This is a genomic window from Pseudescherichia sp. L3 (assembly GCF_024656065.1).
GTDB lineage: Bacteria > Pseudomonadota > Gammaproteobacteria > Enterobacterales > Enterobacteriaceae > Pseudescherichia.
This window is the reverse complement of record NZ_JANKYC010000002.1, coordinates 510,390-524,690: the sequence shown is the minus strand read 5'-3', so window position 1 is coordinate 524,690 and position 14,301 is coordinate 510,390. Positions and strand designations below refer to the sequence as shown.

The window sequence follows — 14,301 nt, the reverse complement described above, 5'->3', positions numbered from 1 at the left end:
TGGCATCGTGCTGGCGGACACGTCATCACATTTGCGACGCTTGGATATATTAGGATCCTCTAAACATAAATCTAAACACGCTCTTTGAAGTCCTTTCCCTTATAAAACAAATGCATCAATGTATATTGAAAAATATTATTATTTTTGTAAATAGTTATTTCTTTAAACCTGTTTTATTCTGCAATCGCCTGCTTAAGACAAATCTTAAAATCTTAAGGATGATTCAATACCACGGCTGAATTTCAATCATGGTCTATCCTTATAAGCGGTACGACGACTTTTATGAAAATTTAAGGTTTTCATATTTAAGCAGTTATTTATTCTTCATTCAGCAGCTGTGAACGATGCTGGAAAATAAATAATCACTGGAGTGAGCCTATGTTCAGACATGTAAAGCAATTACAGTACACAGTACGCGTAGCCGAGCCCAATCCCGGTTTAGCTAACCTCCTGCTTGAGCAGTTTGGTGGACCACAGGGTGAACTGGCCGCAGCGTGCCGCTACTTTACTCAGGGGCTGGGCGATGACGATCCGGGCCGCAAAGACATGCTGATGGATATCGCTACTGAAGAGCTAAGCCACCTCGAAATCATCGGCTCTCTGGTAGGGATGCTCAACAAGGGCGCGAAAGGCGACCTGGCTGAAGGTACAGATCAAGAAGCCGAGCTTTATCGTAAAATCACCGGTAACGGTAATGACAGCCATCTGACCGCACTGCTGTACGGCGGTGGTCCGTCGCTGACCAACTCTGCGGGCGTACCTTGGACCGCAGCCTATATCGATACCATCGGTGAAGTGACCGCTGACCTGCGCTCTAACATTGCCGCTGAAGCGCGCGCAAAAATCATTTATGAGCGCCTAATCAACATGACGGACGACCCGGGCGTGAAAGATGCGCTGGGCTTCCTGATGACCCGCGAAGTTGCGCACCAGATCTCCTTTGAAAAAGCGCTCTACTCGATCCGCAACAACTTCCCGCCAGGAAAACTGCCGCCGATCGAACAGTACGCTAACACCTACTTCGATATGTCTGAAGGTGGTGAAGTGCGCGGGAGCTGGAACTCAGATGAAAACTTTGAGTACGTGACTAACCCACCGCCGGCCGTTGACGGTGGCGATGGCATGGCCAGCGTTAACCTACCAGGGCCGCAGCAGGCGAACCTGGACGCGCTGAAGCTGCGTACCGCATCTGACCCGTCGGTTAACCCGGTTACCGGGACCGATCTGGGCTCAGTTCCGCCGATTGAGAACGAGACCGCTAAAAAAGCGCCGTAATCATCGGTAAGTAATAAAAAACCCGGAAGCAAACGTTCCGGGTTTTTTTATGGGCCTTAGGCTCCCGCCCCGCGTCGGCTGACGCTGTTTTTCACCTTCTCAGCGGCATTTTTCCCGGCAATAAACGCATGATCGGAGTTGTAGTACTCCCACTCGCTGTAGCGGCCCGCCAGCACAATATCCTGGGTCAGCAGCCACTGGCGCACCGTCTCAACGTTTTTTGACCGCTGGTGATCGTAAACCACGTAGGCGTAGGGAATATCCAGCTGATTAGCCACCAGCACCTCATCCTCCGCCGTAAAGATGCCGACCTCAATACACTCGGCAATGCAGCGGTCTATCAGCGCCTGACCATCAACCGGCAGCGGTTTATGTTCGGAGTAGGTGATCTCGCAGGTCAGGCCGCAGCCGCCCGGCGGATTACACTCTGGGCTGGTATTTCCCTGCACAAAGATACGGTGAAAAATGGTGTCGCCAGCAAAGTAGATCCAGTGCTTATCAGTAAGATCGGCCCGACCAATGCCGAGGTTCACACAGCGCACCGAGACATGGTGCAGCCCGTTTGCCGCTGCGATCACTTCGTCCGGGGCCTCATCGCCAATAATGCGAATGAGCTCGGGAAGCGGCATGGTGCTAATCAGCTGTTCATAGTGGAACTGCCTGCCGTCGGCGAGAACGGCAATATGCTGGTTCGCCAGAATATGGGTGATCTCGCTGTTGGTCTCTACCACACCTTTAATGTGCGGCAGAAACGCCGACATCAGTGCCTGGAAGCCCCCTTTCAACGGGTAGCCAAAGCGAGCGTTTGGCCCCATCGGCTTGCCGACCGGCTCTACTGCACCCTCAACGATCTGGGCAAGATCCGGTAGCGGCACGCGTCCGCCAAGCCAGGAGGTCTCCATCTCAGAGAGCGGCACGGTCCACAGCTTCTGGTTATAGGGGATAGCAAAATGCCTGGCGATACCCGCGCCCCAGACCTGGTAGATAAAGCGTTCGAAGTTCTCTGGCGGCGTGTCAGCCGTGCCGCTGTACTTGGCTTCAATGGCACCGAGAATACACTCTTTGATGGTCTCGGTCGGCAGGCCATACAGCGCACCCTGGAAGGGATACCGGGTGTAGACGCCGTCGGTGTAGATCCAGGCCTCGCGCATCTGCCAGTGCAGGTTGTCACCCAGCAGCATGTCATATAGCTCCAGCACATAGGGATCGTTGGAGAACATGATGTGCCCGGCGTAGTCGAAGGTAAAACCACCGTCTTCAATAGAGCGGCACCAGCCGCCGACGCTCTCGTTGCGCTCCAGCAGCACCGCCTGCGAGCCATAGTGATACGCCGCGCTCAGGCCCGTGGGGCCACCGCCGAGGATCAGGCAGCGGGCCGAAATCGCGTTTTCGCTGCGAGCGGGTTTCGGCTTAAGCGCCATGTTTTTCCGCGCTGCATCATTTGCCGCCTGCGCGGCAGGTGTGGCGATCCGCTGCAGGGAGGATTTTGCCATCGCTTTCTCCATCAGGCCGTGCATTGCCTGCGCCGTGACGTCCCAGGAGGTGCTGTCGACAATCCGTTTCATCTCACGCTGCATCGTCTGCCTGGCTTCGGGCGTCAGTGCGAGCATTTTTTCGCAGGCGCGTACAAAGCCAGCACGATCGTAGCCAATGGCGACCACATGCTTATAGGGCTCGACCACATCGGTAATTGCCGTGCTCACCACCGGCAGCAGGGCGGCCATATACTCAAGCACCTTGGTCGGGCTGATGTAGCGCGTCGAGGCGTTGAGGGCAAACGGCATCAGGCAAACATCCCACCCGGCCAAAAACTGCGGCAGAGCCTGGTAAGGCTGCATGCCGAGATAGTGGATATTAGGACGCTGGGGCAGGGTAGCCGGATCGATTTTGACGACCGGCCCGACCATGATCACCTGCCACTCCGGATGGGCATCGGCAATCGCGGCCACCAGATCGAGATCCATACGTTCATCAATAACGCCACAATACCCTAAGCGCGGGTGCGGCAGGTCCTGGATCAGCGGATGATAGTTGTTGCGATCGAGCGCCTGCTCAAAGTGGATGGCGTCGACGCTGCTGGTAAAGCAGTGGATATTTTCATGCCGTCCTGACTTTGCCGCATAGAGGCTAGGGCCGCCGGTAAAGACGATATCGGCCCGGTTAAGCAGGGCGGACTCGCGCTGTAAAAGCTGTCTGGGCGCATTCTCAAACGCGGCCAGCTCATCCATACAGTCGTAGATCACCAGAGAGGGATTAAAGACCGCCAGCAGCGGTAGCGCCATCGGCGTATAGAACCAGACCAGCGGCGCTTCATTTTCATCGACGATATCCGCCAGCAGCGGCTGGAGATAGGCAATCTGACTGTCGTGGAAGCCATGTACCTGGAGCGGTGTATGTGGTTTTATCACAGTCACATTGGGCGCAGGATGCGTCATGCTCAGGTTAGCAGGCGGAGGCGCGAACGTTGGCTCTTCAATAAAGTAAATCTGGTAATGTTTCGCCAGCCGGGTCAGGAGATGCTGCGGGCGCTGAAAGACAAAGTCCCAGCGCAGATGGCTAAAGATATACAGTTTTTTCATAGGGTCGCTACTATTCTTAGCGTCATTCAGATCGCATAGTCGGGATTGGAACAGACCCAGCGTGTGCTGCGCCTTTTGTAAGGCTGCGGCATAAACAGGATCAAGTATGCGTGCCAGTGGGTCCGTGCCCTGATGGTCAAGTTCCCATAGTCCGCTGCGATGCCAACGGCTCAAATCCTCCCAGTCTGGCCGGTCGATGGCGGGATAAAGACACACCCCCTGTAGCTCGACGCCCGCCAGCTGCGCCTGGGCTACCTCTGCCGCTATCTGGCTTATCCATGCACCGCGTCCGCTGCCAACGTGGCTGGTCTCAGCCAGCAGGATCGGGCGCTCATAGCGACGATAAAGCGTTTCTAACATCTGGCTGAGACGGACACGCCTGGGATCGCCAAGGTGCCACCACAAGCGTGCATTGCTGCCGCTCTCCCACTGGTTATCGTGGTAGTAGTTCGCCCCAATAAGATCGAGGTAACGAGGCGCACCGCCCAGTTCCGGTTCTGTTCTGCCTGAAAGCATGTCCCAGGTTTGATACTGTGAGTTGTAGTGGCCTGCTGTCGCAGCCAGCGACTCCGGGCTCTGGTCTGGCGCGGTCAGGTGGATAATGGGATCGCAGTGCAAAACGCGTGCACGCGGATCGGCAGCCCAGATCGCTTCGCAGGCTGCTATGGTGGCGCGTATCAGCTGACGCTTGCTCTCTTCACCAGTGGCGATGCCCGGCGGCGCAGAGCAGCGGAAAAACCCTACCGAGAGGGCCCAGCTGGTGAAGGAGATCTCATTGACCGGCGAGTAAACGGGCGAAGAGACGTACCGGGGCGCTAAAAAATGCGCCAGTGCACCGCACAGCCGTGCAAAGCGGGGCACAAAATCGGGTGAAAAAATATCGGTGTCGTCTGGCCAGCCGTAGTGACAGATCGTCCAGCAAATTTGTATTCCGGCCTCGTTTGCAGCCTGCATCTTTTCGGCAACGGATGAAAAATCATATCCGTGCGCGGTTTCAACAAGACGCCAGCCTACGCTCTCCCGTACCGTTGAAATATTTAACTTCTTTAATGAAATATAATCGCTTAGCACTCTGGCATTGTGCCCGGTAACGTCATTCATTGAGAGCGGCATACCTTGACCGTTTCGATGGTCGGCACCCTCGTAACCCGCTTGCCAGAAGCTGTCAAATATTGGCATCCCGCTCTCTCCTGCATTTTTATTTTTTGTGATCCGTAACCGAATAACTTTTTATAATGGGCAGTGCCGTTTACCGAAGCGGTAATCGATAAACTTTAAGAAATTTAAGCGTATATCCAGTAAATTATATTTTCACTCATGCTTTTGCATGGGCAATTATTAATGGTAATAGTGTGATAAATATATTTTTGTTAATTTTGGTTAAGTATAGTGCTGGCAATCCTTTTTACCAGTTGAGTCTTGCTAAAGAGTGATAAGAAATTATTAGAGATAGTTATATATGCAATGCACCATCAATAAAAAGTGTGATTTTTATAGCGAGTAAATACTCAGTTAAAAAAATTATTATAGTTTTCAAGGCCGCTGCCGTTAATTATTATGACCTTAACCTCTTTCGAGGCCCTTCTCTTCCGGGACGTAAACCAATGAAGGATAACGGCAGTACAAAATACGACCTGCTTATTGAGCGCCTGTGTGAAACGTTTGGTGCACTCTACCAGGGTGTCACTATCGATAAAAACTGGCTGTGCGAGCGGTTTGGCATTGCAGAGCGAACCGCCTATCGGGATCTCGCCAGGCTTGCCCATGTGCTGGACGAGGTATCGAATGGACGCTTTAAGTTAACGGCGAATCTGCTGCCGTCGCTCCATGCCGGTCATCTGGCAGAGTTCGCCAGCTTTGTCGGCGTTGCACATCTTTTCCCGCATCATGATGGCCAGTCTCTACGTAAGCGCATGAACAGTGCCGACAATATTGCTATTCACGGTGCCAGCAGCCGGGAGAATCAGCAGTATGGCGATCTCATGAATAGCCTCGATAATGCGATAACCTCCCGCACGGAAGTCACCTGCTTTTACCGCGAAAAAAACCGTCGTCTGCAGCCGTATCGGCTCATCAATCACTATGGCCTCTGGTATCTGGCCGCAGTCGAGCAGGGTTGCCTGAAGTCATTTGAGCTGGCGCGGATTGCAGAGTTTGCCACAACGCAAACGACATTCGAGCTGGAGGCTGACGTCGTTGAAGAGCTTGAAACGACCCCCGGTATCCGCTTTGGTAAAAGAACCGAGGTGACGCTGCACGTCTCTGCCCATGCGGCCACTTTCGTAACGCGCCGCCCGCTTTTCCCCGCCCAGCGTCTGCTGAAGGAGCATAAGGACGGCAGCATTACCATTGCGACGGCGATCAGTGACCAGGACACGCTGTTTCGCTGGTTACGCTACTGGCTGCCCGACATTCGCATCGTTGGCCCGGCCACGTTGAGCGCGGCTTTCACGCAGGATCTACAGACACGCTGCGAACCCGCTCTACACGAACAGCTACAGGACGCTTAATTTACCCGTCTTTTTGCCGCGACCAGGTCGATGTAGTCCTGCACCTGGCGCTGCTTTCGTGGAGAGAGCTTGCTGATTTTCCGCACCGACTGCACCAGCTCCTCTTCAACGGGTTTAGCGATGAGCACGATGCAACCGTTCAGCACCCTGACATCCATCTCCGTACCGGTTGGAAAACCGGCCTCTTCCAGCCACTGGCCTTTTATGGCGATGGCAGGCACATGGGCATGGTCATGAAAGCGTGTCGCGTAACTGACGGTTAAACGGCGTTGGGTAACGGGTTCTATAAGACGATTGTCATCTGCCATGATAATGGCTCCTTAGCGAGAAAGAGGCAGAGCGCCGAAAAGAGAATAACTGTAATTATATACAGTATTTTTCGACTGACTATTTAGAAAAACTCAAATTACTATTTAGAAACAGTGGGGTTGCCACTCTCTTGACCCATGACAAGGCAGCGTCGGTCACGGCCTCTTTATAATCAGGGACATTTCCTCTCTCTGGTGTGAACCCATGGCTTACCAACTCGATCTCAACTGGCCTGAATTTCTTGAAAAATACTGGCAAAAACAACCGGTTGTTTTAAAAAACGCGCTGCGCAACTTCGTTGATCCTATCAGCCCCGACGAGCTGGCAGGGCTGGCAATGGAGCCAGAGGTCGACAGCCGTCTGGTTAGCTTTCACAACGGCCAGTGGCAGGCCAGTAACGGCCCGTTTGAGCACTTTGATCACCTGGGCGAAACCGGCTGGTCGCTGCTGGCGCAGGCCGTCAACCACTGGCACATGCCCTCCGCCGAGCTTGTGCGTCCGTTTCGTGCGCTGCCGGACTGGCGCCTGGACGATCTGATGATCTCCTTCTCCGTTCCCGGCGGCGGCGTGGGCCCGCATATCGATCAGTACGATGTCTTTATCATTCAGGGGATGGGCAGCCGCCGCTGGCGGGTGGGCGACAAGCTGCCGATGCGCCAGTTCTGTCCGCATCCGGCGCTGCTGCACGTTGATCCCTTCACGCCGATTATCGATGAAGATCTTGAGCCGGGCGATATTCTCTACATCCCGCCCGGCTTCCCACACGACGGCATCACCCATACCACCGCGCTGAACTACTCCGTTGGCTTCCGGGGGCCTAACGGCAGAGATCTGCTCAGCAGCTTTGCCGATTACGCGCTGGAAAACGATCTTGGCAGCGAGCATTACAGCGATCCCGATCTCACTTGCCGCGATCATCCGGGGCGGGTGGAGGGCTATGAACTCGATCGTCTGCGTGCGATGATGATCGAGATGATCCAGCAGCCTGAGACGTTTAAACAGTGGTTTGGCAGCTTTGTGACTACACCGCGTCACGAGCTGGATATCGCTCCCGCCGAGCCGCCCTATGAACAGGATGAGGTGTTGGACGCGCTGCTGGGGGGAGAGTGCCTGAGCCGCCTGAGCGGCTTGCGGGTGCTAAACATCGGCGGCAGCGTCTTCATCAACAGTGAGCCGCTGGAGATGTCCGATCCCGCAGCGGCGGATGCGCTCTGTCGCTACACCACCCTCGGCAAAAACGAGCTGGGCGCGGCGCTGGGTAATCCGCTCTGCGTGGCGGAGTTGACCGCGCTGATTAACCAGGGCTACTGGTACTTCGACGAGTAAGCGTGTGCGAAGATAGCTCGATATGCCCGGCGGCGCAGGCTTGCCGGGCCTACATAGTTATCCACTGTAAAAAGGAGAAGGGTGTGCTGAAAGGCTTGAACCACCTCACGCTGGCCGTCGTCGATTTAAGACGCAGCGTCGACTTTTACCAGCGTCTGCTGGGACTCGAACTCCACGCGCAGTGGGATAACGGCGCGTACTTTAGCTGCGGGGATCTGTGGCTATGCCTGTCGGTCGATGCGGCTCGCCAGCAGGTTGCATTAGCTGAAAAAGACTACACGCACTACGCCTTCAGCATTGCCGCGCAGGATTTTTCGGCCTTTGTTGCCAGGCTAGAGCAGGCCGAAACGGTATTCTGGAAAGAGAACAGGAGCGAAGGCGACTCCTGCTATTTTCTCGATCCAGATGGACACCAACTGGAGATCCACGTGGGCGACTTAGCCCAGCGTCTTGCTGCCTGCAGGCAGAGGCCCTACGCGGGTATGCGTTTTACCTCCGATACATAGCGTTTCAGGTTCGCTTCGTTCTCATATTTATAACGGTAACCGCGCTGGGACAGGGCTGTTACCTTTCGCATTCCATGCTCTTTACCTGTTCATTTCTTGATAGTTTCCCTGATAAGCATTAGCTTACCCCGCTTTTGTCAACCGACGCCGCTGGCATGCCTGGTGCGCCGCTGCATCACCTGCACTAACACCGTAAGACATAATAATTATGATGACGCCTGAACAAAAATTCGCCCGCTGGGTAAGGGTCAGTATTGCCTCTTTCCTGCTGATGTTTGTCTATTTTATCGTTGCGGATATCTGGATCCCGCTGACGCCGGACTCCACCGTGATGCGCGTGGTATCGCCCGTTTCCGCCCGCGTTTCGGGCTATGTCGCCCAAGTTTATGTGCATAACAATAGCCAGGTGAAGAAGGGCGATCTGCTGTTTGAGCTCGACCGCACGCCGTTTATCAACCGCGTCGAGGCGGCGCAGATTGCGCTGCGGCAGGCGCATCTGACAAACCAGCAGCTGGATGCGCAGATTGCCGCCTCGCAGGCGAGCCTGACCAGCGCCCAGCTTACCGCCCGTAACGACAAGTCCACCTTCGATCGCTATCAGCGTCTGAGCACCACGCAGAACGTCTCCCAGCAGGATCTCGATAAGGTTCGCACCGCGTGGCAGTCCAGCGAGCAGGCGGTCAGTAACCTACAGGCAAACATCCGCGCGCTGCACATTCAGCGCGGCGATCGGGACGATGGCCATAACGTTACCCTGCAGAAGTACCAGAACGCGCTGGAAGAGGCGCAGCTTAACCTTGGCTGGACGCAGATCCGCGCTGAAGCGGATGGCACCATCAGCAACCTGCAGCTTAGCCCCGGCTGGTACGCCTCTGCCGGATCGGCAGCGCTGGCGCTGGTGAGCAATAACACCGATATCGTGGCCGACTTCCGTGAGAAGAGCCTGCGTCATACGAAACCGGGGACGGATGCCGCGGTGGTCTTTGATGCGCTGCCGGGGCAGGTGTTCCATGCCCGGGTTACCTCCCGCGACGCTGGGATCCTGGCGGGCCAGGAGGCAGTGAACGGCGAGCTATCCCAGCCGGAAACCTCTAACCGCTGGGTGCGCGATGCTCAGCGAATGCGTATCCACGTGGTGCTGGATGAGCCGCTGGCGCAGCCGCTGCCGACCGGCGCGCGCGCCACCGTTCAGCTCTACAACAGCGAAGGGCCATTTGCCCACTTCTTCTCCGGCCTGCAAATCCACCTGGTTAGTTTGCTGCATTATGTCTATTAGTACGCTGGCCCGCGTTTTTTCGCCTCACGATAAGGTCGTCTACTCGGCGAACGATTTCCGCCAGACGCTGCGTATTGCGCTGGCAGGGACGCTGGCCCTGAGCATTTCGAGCTTCTACAACGTTCAGTACGGCGTCTTCTTTGTGGTCTATCCGCTGATGCTGATGTCGCTGGTGCCGGTCTTCAATGGCCACGTGGCGAGGCAGTTTATCTTCAGCTCGGTCATCAACTGCATTGAGATGGTGCTGATCATCGGCTTTCTGTCGCAGTGGCCGGTGATCATGACGCTGGTGGTCTTTGCCCTGTACGTGGTGCGCTTTCGCTTTATGAGCCAGGGGCCGCTGTTTCTCTTCGGTTCGATGGGCGTGGTGTGCCAGAGCACGATGCTCAACTTTATGAGCTATCCCACTAACGACTGGCACGTGCTGTTCTTCTCGAATATTGAGGCCTGCGTGATGGCGGTCTGTCTGAGCGCACTGCTGCACTACCTGATCCCGGACGTCGAGCCGCGTATGCGCCCGCCGGTTATCGAGAAAGACGCTGCCCGCATCCGTCATGAGTCTCTGCTCTCCGGGACCGTGGCAACGGTGATCTTTATCGTTTTCCAGGTGTGTAACCTCAGCGACTCGCTGTCGGCGCTGATGGCGGGCGTGCTCAGCCTCTTCCCGATGAGCTATCGTGGCGCGGTACTCAGCTCAATATGGCGAATCGCGGGCGTGGTGCTGGGGTGCGTCTATATTCTGCTGATCCAGCTGGTGCTCTACGATCACAGCAGCCATATGCTGCTGATGATGCCGCTGATCTGTCTCGGTCTGGGGATTGGTGCGCGACTGCATACCATGGAGAAGGTGGGGGCGGGCGTGGGCTTTGCCAGCATCACCACCCTTGGGATCATGTTCGGCCAGAATATGCACCCTAATCAGGACCTGGTGTTCAGCGATCTCTACCGTATCGTCTCGGTCACCGTGTCGCTGTTCATTACTCTGACGCTGGTATTCCTGGTCCACATACTGCTCAACCGCTTCGCGGCAACGCGCTACGTGATACCGCCGCCGGCTTAATCAGGCAGCCAATAGCCCCGGCAGCTGCGACAGGAGCCACAGGATCAGTCCAATGGTACCGCCCACCAGCGTGCCGTTGACGCGGATAAACTGCAGATCTTTGCCGATGTTGAGCTCGATCTGCTGCGACATCTCTTTTGCATCCCAGCTCTTGACCGTATCGCTGATGTGACGGGTGAGGAACTGGGCAAACTCCGGGGCCACGCTGCGGGCGGCCTGCTCAAGGTGCTGATTAAACGAGGCGCGCAGGGCGTCGTCCGCTACCAGCGTTTCGCCAAACCACTGTCCGGCCTCGGCGATGCGCAGCTGCACTTTTGAGTTTTCACTCTCCATATCGGCCTTCAGCCAGTTGCGCAGATCTCCCCACAGCTCACCCAGATAGCGGTTAAACGCTTCGTCCTCTTTCAGGTAGGTCTTGGTGCTCTCGGCGCGGGCGGCCATCTCTGGATCGTTCTTCAGCCGTTCGATAAGCTTCAGGGTGGCTTTGTCAAAGGCCTGACGGATCTGGTGGCCCTGGTCGTGACTAATGTCATCCAGCAGGGAGTTCACCGCGCTGGAGACCATCTCCGCGCTCTGCTCTCCCAGCCACTCGGTAGGCAGCAGCATCGCCTTACGGGGATGCTCGGTCTTCAGCCAGCGCACAATATGGTGGGCAATAAAGTCGCGGGTGCTCTGGCGCTGGATCAGCGTCAACAGCTGGGCGATCAGCGAGTCCAGTAGCACCTGATGACGGTTGTTTTTAGTCAGGCTCTCCAGCACCAGCGCGGTGGTGCCAGAGAGATCGACCTTGTCGATCGCCTTGTGCACGGCGCGCTTGAGCAAGTTCTGGATGCGGGCATCGTCGGTAAGATCGAGAAAGCCGCTCATCACCTGCAACAGGTGCTGACCCACCCGGCGGGCGTTATCCGGCTGGCTGAACCAGGTGCCGATCATCAACGCGGGCTCGTGACGGCGAATCAGCGCGATCAGCGACTGGGTATCAAGAAACTTCTCCTGCACAAAAATGCCAAGATTGTCGCCGATCCGCTCCTGATTTCGGGGAATGATCGCCGTATGGCGAGAGATGAAGGGCAGCGGCACGCGGCGAAACAGCGCCACCACCGCAAACCAGTCGGCCAGCGCGCCGACCATTGCCGCTTCGGCGACGGCCTTCACTGCACCTACCAGACGGGTGGGCGGCAGAAAAAGGGTGGCAGCAAAGGTCGCCGCAGCGATCAGCAGCAGCGACAGGGCCAGGCGCTTGGCGCGTTTAAGTTCGGCTAATTTATCCATCTACTCATCATAGATCCCTGACGACTAAATAGAAATCCCGATCAGGGTTTCCAGCGCCGTGAGGCAGTCTCTTTCTCGTAGGGCATCGGCGAGGGACGGGAGATAAACTCTACGATGCCGCCCCAGGGCGTGCTGCCGTAGCAGAACTGATTGCCGTCGCCATACTCGGTGGGGAAGGTAAGCGGCTTGGGCTCGGTGAACATCTTGCCGCCAGCCTCCTCGAAGCGCTGCGTTGCCTGCTCGATATTATCGGTATAGACCGCAAAATGTTGCAGGCCATAATCGCTGGCCCGCTGGGGGCGATCCTGATCCGGCCCCTGCATCTCAAACAGCTCAATGCCCGGACCGTTGTGCAGTTTCAGCATCCTGACCGCTTTCACCTGGGTGCCCGGAGCAAGACGCAGCGTGTGCTGCTGGGCGTCCTGATCAATCTCCTGACCAATAGAGACAGACTCATAGAGCAGCTCTGCACCCAGGGCGGCACAGAAGAAGGTGGTTGCCTGCTTGATGTCCGGTACGGTAATGCCGATATGGTCCATACCACGAATAGTCGCTTCACTCATGATTGCCCCCGATGCCTTGTCGTGATGAATAGCCAGTGATTTTATCCATGCGTTTAAGCGTAGAAGCTGAACGTACTATCGTGCAAACGCTGGGCTATTCTCTGCTTTGTAGAGCATTCAGAACCGTCTGTTTATGCCGGATAATCCATGCACCATCACGCATCTCAACTACCCTTATTATCCTTATCAGCATCTTTTACTGCTAACCAGGAGGTATTTGAGATGGCCTATCAGACAGTGAATCCATCCACAAATCAGCTTGTTAAAGAGTATCCGTCCCATACTGATGCGGATATCGAGGCGGCGCTGACAAAAGCGGATGCGCTATACCACTCCTCATGGTCAAAGGGCGATATCGAGAAGCGTCTACCAGTGCTGCTTAAGCTTGCCAATCTGCTGGAGGAGCGTTCCGAGGAGCTGGCGAAAATTGCCACCCAGGAGATGGGCAAACTGATCGAGCAGAGCCGCGGCGAAGTCAAACTCTGTGCGAGCATTGCGCGCTACTACGCCGACAATGCCAGCACCTTCCTTGCGCCGGTGAAATACAACTCCGATCTGGGCGACGCCTGGGTTGAGCATCATCCCATCGGCGTGTTGATGGCGGTTGAGCCGTGGAACTTCCCTTACTATCAGCTGATGCGCGTTCTGGCTCCGAACCTGGCCGCCGGTAACCCGATTATCGTTAAACATGCGAGCATTGTGCCGCACTGTGCGGAGATCTTCGAGCAGCTGGTACGGGATGCAGGTGCGCCGGAGGGGGCTTACACTAACCTGTTTATCTCTTCGGACCAGGTGTCCAATATCATTGCCGACGATCGCGTTCAGGGCGTGGCGCTGACCGGCTCTGAAACCGCAGGCAGCGCGGTAGCGGCGCAGGCGGCCAAAAAACTGAAAAAAGCGACCCTTGAGCTGGGCGGCAACGACGTATTTGTGGTGCTGGACGACAGCGATCTGGATAAGGCCGTTGAGGTAGGCGTCACTGCGCGTCTGCAAAACGCAGGGCAGGTTTGTACCGCCGCGAAGCGTTTTATTGTGCAGGAGTCGATTGCCGATAAGTTCCTTGAGAAATACACCGCCGCCTTCCGCCAGGTGAAGATTGGCGACCCGATGGATGAGTCCACTACCTTAGGCCCGCTGTCGTCGAAGGACGCGCTGGAAACCCTGACCAAACAGGTTAACGAGGCGGTGAAAAACGGTGCGACGCTGCACTTTGGCGGTAAGCCCGTTGAGCGCGAAGGCAACTTCTTTGAGCCGACGATCCTGACCCACATCACTCGCGACAATCCGGCTTATTTCGAAGAGTTCTTTGGCCCGGTGGCGCAGATTTATGTGGTCAAAGATGACGACGAGGTGGTGCAGCTGGCCAACGACTCACACTACGGGCTGGGCGGCGCTATCTTCAGCCAGAATATCGACCGGGCAAAAGCCCTGGCGTCACGTATCGAGACCGGGATGGTTTACATCAACTCCCTGACCGATACCGCTCCGGAACTGCCGTTCGGCGGCGTTAAGCGCTCCGGCTTTGGCCGCGAGCTGTCAGATCTGGGGATCAAAGAGTTCGTGAACCAGAAGTTGGTCGTGGTCAGTAAATAAGTGACTCCCGCCCCCTCCTGCCAGGGAGGGGG

11 protein-coding genes are annotated in these 14,301 nt (G+C 56.0%); 7 read left to right on the top strand and 4 right to left on the bottom strand.

The window, feature by feature from the left end; all coding sequences use genetic code 11:
- The first annotated feature begins 378 nt into the window (after nucleotides 1-378).
- Nucleotides 379-1,275, top strand: a complete 897-nt coding sequence (locus tag NR795_RS14070) for a manganese catalase family protein (RefSeq protein WP_257758547.1) — start codon at nucleotides 379-381, stop codon at nucleotides 1,273-1,275.
- Nucleotides 1,276-1,331: 56 nt separating this feature from the next.
- Here the strand turns inward: NR795_RS14070 and NR795_RS14065 are convergent, their stop codons facing one another.
- A complete protein-coding gene (locus tag NR795_RS14065; RefSeq protein ID WP_257758546.1) occupies nucleotides 1,332-5,033 on the bottom strand; it encodes an NAD(P)-binding protein in 3,702 nt (1,233 codons plus the stop codon).
- A gap of 425 nt (nucleotides 5,034-5,458) precedes the next feature.
- Here NR795_RS14065 and NR795_RS14060 point away from each other — a divergent pair, with 425 nt between their 5' ends.
- Nucleotides 5,459-6,364 carry a WYL domain-containing protein gene (locus NR795_RS14060; RefSeq protein WP_144816395.1) on the top strand — a complete coding sequence of 302 codons (906 nt, stop codon included), beginning with the start codon at nucleotides 5,459-5,461 and terminating at the stop codon, nucleotides 6,362-6,364.
- On the opposite strand, the gene symE is transcribed toward NR795_RS14060, so the two are convergent.
- Entirely contained in the window at nucleotides 6,361-6,672 is a 312-nt protein-coding gene (gene symE / locus NR795_RS14055) for an endoribonuclease SymE (protein ID WP_144816393.1), read from the bottom strand. The genes NR795_RS14060 and symE overlap by 4 nt on opposite strands.
- A 205-nt stretch (nucleotides 6,673-6,877) precedes the next feature.
- Between symE and NR795_RS14050 the strand changes: the two genes are divergently transcribed.
- From NR795_RS14050 to NR795_RS14035, 4 genes are all read left to right on the top strand, one after another.
- On the top strand, nucleotides 6,878-7,999 hold the full coding sequence (locus NR795_RS14050; RefSeq protein ID WP_144816391.1) for a cupin domain-containing protein: 1,122 nt from the start codon (nucleotides 6,878-6,880) through the stop codon (nucleotides 7,997-7,999).
- A gap of 83 nt (nucleotides 8,000-8,082) precedes the next feature.
- Nucleotides 8,083-8,505 carry a fosfomycin resistance glutathione transferase gene (fos, locus tag NR795_RS14045; RefSeq protein ID WP_257758545.1) on the top strand — a complete coding sequence of 141 codons (423 nt, stop codon included), beginning with the start codon at nucleotides 8,083-8,085 and terminating at the stop codon, nucleotides 8,503-8,505.
- Nucleotides 8,506-8,713: 208 nt separating this feature from the next.
- A complete protein-coding gene (locus tag NR795_RS14040) occupies nucleotides 8,714-9,781 on the top strand; it encodes an HlyD family secretion protein (RefSeq protein ID WP_257758544.1) in 1,068 nt (355 codons plus the stop codon).
- Complete coding sequence (locus NR795_RS14035; protein WP_144816378.1) at nucleotides 9,771-10,841, top strand: DUF2955 domain-containing protein; 1,071 nt, start codon at nucleotides 9,771-9,773, stop codon at nucleotides 10,839-10,841. The genes NR795_RS14040 and NR795_RS14035 overlap by 11 nt, the downstream gene beginning before the upstream one ends.
- Here NR795_RS14035 and NR795_RS14030 read toward each other — a convergent pair whose 3' ends face one another.
- Both NR795_RS14030 and NR795_RS14025 read right to left on the bottom strand, forming a co-directional pair.
- Nucleotides 10,842-12,113 carry a DUF445 domain-containing protein gene (locus NR795_RS14030; protein WP_257758543.1) on the bottom strand — a complete coding sequence of 424 codons (1,272 nt, stop codon included), beginning with the start codon at nucleotides 12,111-12,113 and terminating at the stop codon, nucleotides 10,842-10,844.
- A gap of 41 nt (nucleotides 12,114-12,154) precedes the next feature.
- On the bottom strand, nucleotides 12,155-12,676 hold the full coding sequence (locus tag NR795_RS14025) for a VOC family protein (RefSeq protein WP_257758542.1): 522 nt from the start codon (nucleotides 12,674-12,676) through the stop codon (nucleotides 12,155-12,157).
- A 222-nt stretch (nucleotides 12,677-12,898) separates the two neighbouring features.
- Here NR795_RS14025 and NR795_RS14020 point away from each other — a divergent pair, with 222 nt between their 5' ends.
- On the top strand, nucleotides 12,899-14,269 hold the full coding sequence (locus tag NR795_RS14020) for an NAD-dependent succinate-semialdehyde dehydrogenase (RefSeq protein ID WP_257758541.1): 1,371 nt from the start codon (nucleotides 12,899-12,901) through the stop codon (nucleotides 14,267-14,269).
- Nucleotides 14,270-14,301: the final 32 nt, after the last annotated feature.

Bases quoted from the DNA above. Each gene is read 5' to 3' on its own strand.
- NR795_RS14070 (WP_257758547.1), top strand. From the start codon at position 379: ATGTTCAGACATGTAAAGCAATTACAGTACACAGTACGCGTAGCCGAG.
- NR795_RS14065 (WP_257758546.1), bottom strand. From the start codon at position 5,033: ATGCCAATATTTGACAGCTTCTGGCAAGCGGGTTACGAGGGTGCCGAC.
- NR795_RS14060 (WP_144816395.1), top strand. From the start codon at position 5,459: ATGAAGGATAACGGCAGTACAAAATACGACCTGCTTATTGAGCGCCTG.
- symE (WP_144816393.1), bottom strand. From the start codon at position 6,672: ATGGCAGATGACAATCGTCTTATAGAACCCGTTACCCAACGCCGTTTA.
- NR795_RS14050 (WP_144816391.1), top strand. From the start codon at position 6,878: ATGGCTTACCAACTCGATCTCAACTGGCCTGAATTTCTTGAAAAATAC.
- NR795_RS14040 (WP_257758544.1), top strand. From the start codon at position 8,714: ATGATGACGCCTGAACAAAAATTCGCCCGCTGGGTAAGGGTCAGTATT.
- NR795_RS14035 (WP_144816378.1), top strand. From the start codon at position 9,771: ATGTCTATTAGTACGCTGGCCCGCGTTTTTTCGCCTCACGATAAGGTC.
- NR795_RS14030 (WP_257758543.1), bottom strand. From the start codon at position 12,113: ATGGATAAATTAGCCGAACTTAAACGCGCCAAGCGCCTGGCCCTGTCG.
- NR795_RS14025 (WP_257758542.1), bottom strand. From the start codon at position 12,676: ATGAGTGAAGCGACTATTCGTGGTATGGACCATATCGGCATTACCGTA.
- NR795_RS14020 (WP_257758541.1), top strand. From the start codon at position 12,899: ATGGCCTATCAGACAGTGAATCCATCCACAAATCAGCTTGTTAAAGAG.